The organism is Bradyrhizobium sp. P5_C11_2 (assembly GCF_054049755.1).
The window spans coordinates 1-1,462 of sequence record NZ_JBFULT010000980.1; the positions used below are offsets into that span (position 1 = coordinate 1).

2 protein-coding genes are annotated in these 1,462 nt (G+C 56.6%); both read left to right on the forward strand.

All coding sequences use genetic code 11. From position 1 onward, the window contains the following. Positions 1-537 precede the first annotated feature (537 nt). Complete coding sequence (locus ACXJL8_RS40900) at positions 538-852, forward strand: DUF3303 domain-containing protein (RefSeq protein ID WP_456620372.1); 315 nt, start codon at positions 538-540, stop codon at positions 850-852. A 298-nt stretch (positions 853-1,150) separates the two neighbouring features. Then, the coding region (locus tag ACXJL8_RS40905) for a GMC family oxidoreductase N-terminal domain-containing protein (protein ID WP_456687023.1) at positions 1,151-1,462 on the forward strand (312 nt) is incomplete at its 3' end.

A 1,462-nucleotide genomic window follows, 5' to 3' on the forward strand; every position in this document is an offset into this window, starting at 1 on the left:
CTGTTGGGCGATTGGTTCTTCGCTTCAAATTGCGGCCGGCTCCATCGCTCGCAACGGCGTGCTCGAAGATGATGGCGAGTAACTTCCGCTGCAATTGCACTGACGCCACTGGTCTCTTTTGAGCGGCGCGACAGTCAGAGGCGCAGGCAAGACGGAGCAATCGCGAGTATCGAGCGGCTGTTGCCGGTGGCGCCTTGGTCAATCGCGTCGGTTTGACTCCGAGGTGATGACTTCGGGTCTGACCGGATAAGCGGACATCGTCAGATCGAACCGGAATGTCTCGAACGGGCCATGGGCCGACATCTGAGATTGAGTTCGTCCTGATCAATGTTAGCAAAGCGTCGCGTGTATCGGCAGTTGCCCTTACCTATCCGCACGCGGGCGCGTACTCTTAACTCGCATTTGCCCGGCCCGACTTGCTCGATGTCCCAAGTGCCAAGAGCTGACTTGTCAACGAAGCCCAATCGCGCAACGCTGTTATTCAAGAACAACAAAAAGTCATTCTTCGGATTTCAGCGAACATAATGGAGGATGCCGATGAAGTACATGATCAGCTGGTTCGAGCGTCCGCAGGGATCGCCTATGGAGTACGAGAACGCCCAGAAGCGGATACTGGAGGTTTTCACTCAATGGAAGGCGCCTGACAATTTCAAGATCGAGTTGTTCGTTATACGAGTAGGCGACTGGGGTGGATATATGCTGTTGGACTGCGAAGATCCGTTGGCGGTTCACAAGTTCTGCTCGATGTTGCCTGCGTTCGAATTCCAGGCAAGACCCGTAGTTCCCGTCATGGACGCCGTCCGGGTCGAACTTGAAGCGATTGCCTTTCGCGATGGGCTCCAACACAGATGATATTCGAGAGTATCACGTCAACATTCACGTCGTGAGGGCCGGTGGCATTGGTGTTGAACTATGCGGGATCGAGAGAACGGCACTCAACTTGAGAGCCGTTTTTTCTTAGGCCTTCCTGATCAGGCTGGCGCGGCCAGGACGAATCCACCATTCAGGGGGCTGAGAGGCGGACTTTACGAACAACTAGCCAATGTCGCGTGTGGGGCAAAAAGGCGAAATGGCTGGAATGATCGGCCCAAGTCTGCTTCACCCTTGGAAGCAGATATGTCACGCTTATGAGCACAGGCCCTGGCAACAGATGACCGCAAATTCCTCCCTCGCGCCGTCCGATCCCGAATTCGACTACATCATCGTCGGCGCCGGCTCCGCCGGCTGCGTGCTCGCCAATAGGCTGTCGGCGAACGGCAAGCACACGGTGCTGCTGCTCGAGGCGGGACCAAAGGATTCCAACATCTGGATCCACGTGCCGCTCGGTTACGGCAAACTGTTCAAGGAGAAGACCGTCAACTGGATGTACCAGACCGAGCCGGAGCCCGAGTTGAAGGGGCGTCAGGTGTTCCAGCCGCGCGGCAAGACGCTGGGCGGATCGAGCTCGATCAACGGCCTGCTC